This window comes from Tunicatimonas sp. (assembly GCF_049647865.1).
Taxonomy (GTDB): Bacteria; Bacteroidota; Bacteroidia; order Cytophagales; family Cyclobacteriaceae; genus Tunicatimonas.
On sequence record NZ_JBARYM010000888.1, the window covers coordinates 1 to 2,592 of the forward strand.

General features: G+C 45.4%; 2 protein-coding genes. Both read right to left on the reverse strand.

Features of this window, described 5'->3' with window-relative positions; all coding sequences use genetic code 11:
* Positions 1 to 465: alkaline phosphatase family protein (locus WBA23_RS25405; protein WP_424585084.1), on the reverse strand; the 465-nt coding region annotated here is incomplete at its 3' end.
* Positions 466 to 573: 108 nt separating this feature from the next.
* A complete protein-coding gene (locus WBA23_RS25410) occupies positions 574 to 2,373 on the reverse strand; it encodes a RagB/SusD family nutrient uptake outer membrane protein (protein WP_424585085.1) in 1,800 nt (599 codons plus the stop codon).
* Between the last annotated feature and the right edge of the window lie 219 nt (positions 2,374 to 2,592).

Consider the following 2,592-nt stretch of genomic DNA (forward strand, 5'->3'; position numbering starts at 1 on the left):
ATCGACGTGGTAATCCAATTTAATATTACCAGTAGCGACCAGTCCCTCTCCTACCAGCTTGGTGCGGTTATCCAACCAAGTAGAGAATATCGCGGTCTTTTTTTGTGGATACTGTTCTTCAAAAAAACGGAAAATGGTCCAGTAGTAATAGTTAGGCTTTCTTATGCTATTACCCCAAACGTTGTGCTTATTGCTCCAGGTCCCCGTCAGCATACTGTTGTAGCCCACTGCCGAGATAGTAGGCGATTCGGAATAGCCCTCTTTTTTCCCTCCAACATAAGCTCGAGTATAGCCACCTTCTTGACCAATTTGATCAAGGTTCGGCGTAGCAATCCGCTCTACCAAGTCGGCAGGTATACCATCTACTAAAATAAAAATAGCTTTGCGAGTGGGGGTTTGGCCCTGAACCAATCTACCGCTGCCCAAGAGCAGTAGAATAAATAATAAAATGAATATTTGCTTCAAAATAGGCTTGTCATTGGTCATTGAAAATTAATGATTCCAAATTGGAAAATTGCATATTGTTAATCGCTAACTGCAAGGGGTGCCCCGCACATTATTCATTCCCTATTGTTATTCCCAAGCAAATATCTGGGTTAAATTCGGATTAAGTACTACCTCGGATTGAGGAATAGGACGGTAGTAGTACTTAGGTTCAATGAATGTACCTCGCTCAGCAATCGCCTGAATAGTACCCGAATTTTCATTTCCGAGAAACAAGGAAGCATCTTGCCCAAACGAGCCAGCTCGGTAATAAATTAAGGGTTCCCCTAACTCGTTCACTTCTCTTTCTTCGGGAATCGATTCTAAAGCATCAATCAACTTGATATCCGCTACTTCGTCTCCCGTAAGATCATAGTTACCAAGTTCGGGAAAGTACAAACCTTCGGGTTCGCTTTCTAACAGCGACCCAGCATGCCAGCGCATCAAATCATCCATTCGGTAGCCTTCTAAGGCGAACTCTATGCGTCGTTCCCGCCGAATTTCTAGCAGTTCTGCAGCTTGGGCCGAACTGATGTTCGGATACCGGGCGGCTTGTATTGGATCGACCGGAGGATTCATCGTCAGATTTGGCATTCCAGCTCGGTCCCTTAATTGGTTTACAGTCATATCTAGATCTTCCTGTGTGAGTTCGCCCAGTTCAGCTTTTGCTTCGGCGTAGGTTAGCAAAATTTCAGCAAAGCGTAGTATCGGAACATCAATACTATTTCTGACCGTTATATCGGTATCGTTCACGAAGCCTTTTATTTGGTGGTAGCCGGTGAAGTTCTTGGCTAATTGTTGAATGTAGATTCCTCCACCCTGGGAGTAAGTATCGGTAAAGATTAACTCCCAGCCGGGGTATGCGTAGGTCTGGTTCAGGCGTGGGTCGCGGTTTTGAAATTCTTCTACAAACAGGTTGGTTTCGTAATCGGGCAATCCGGTATAGTAGCTACCGTCGGCCATTAGGTACGATTGCAATAAATCTTTCGTAGGACTTACTTCAAAGTTACCGAAGATAGTAGCCGAGAAATCACTATTCAGTAATTCGTTTTCAAAAGCTCGTACTAGAATCACTTCAGGATTGCTACCAAGGTTGGCGCTTATGAATAGCTGATGATAGTCTTCCGCAGAATTTCCGGTAGTATGCAGAGCAAACCCGCCGTTATTCATAATATCTTTAGCGACGTTGCGCGCCGTTTGCAAATAAGTATCAGCCGATTCTTGCAGCGAAAGTTCCGGATGGTATTTACGGAAGGTTCCTTCGTAGAGGGCGTAGCGAGCCTGATAGGTTTTAACTACCCAGGCATTTACCTCACCTTCTCGTCCATCACCCGAAACGTTTTCCGCAGCAAACTGAAAGTCAGCCATGATACTATCTACAACTAACGTCCGCGGGTCGCGTGGTTGCATCAGCAACTCTTCGTCGTTAGAGGTAATGGTTTTACTGTACCAGGGAACGTCAGAGTAACGCTTCACTTTTTCTACGTAGAACCGAGCCCGGAAGAAGCGGGCTAACCCTTCGTAATGATCCAATCGGTTCTGAGGAATATCAGCTTTCCCAAAATTTTCCAGAAAGAAGTTAATCGTACGTAAATCTTCCCACTCCCAGCCAGCGGAAATAGTGGCCGAAGAAGGGCTACCAACCATCATAGTTTTGAGTTCGGTATTGCCGGTGGTAGCGGCATTATCGGTACCCCCATCGTCGTTATACTGATCAAAATCAGTAAAATCATAGAGGTTATTAATGTAGATCGATAAATCTTCTTCGGTGTTAAAAAAGCGTTCCGCTCCAATATCGGTTTCCGGAACCCGATCAAGATAGTCGTCTTCGCAAGCGGACAACCACGCTACTAATATTATACTAATGACTAAGTTATATATACGTTTCATAGGGATTGTGATTGAATTGTTAGAGGACTTGGGGCGGGGAGTCGGGGGCAGGGCGTATTTGACATATGGCTCCCTGCCCCCAGCTCCTAGCTCCCTGTTAGAAATTTACATTGATTCCTGCGGAGTAGCGACGTTGCATGGGGTAAGCGTAGCCTTTGCCCACTCCTCGTCCGGTAGATTCTGAAGGATCGTACTTGAGGTTATCGTTGATCGCCTCAG

Coding starts and splice junctions, on each gene's coding strand:
- WBA23_RS25410 (WP_424585085.1), bottom strand. CDS start 2,373: ATGAAACGTATATATAACTTAGTCATTAGTATAATATTAGTAGCGTGG.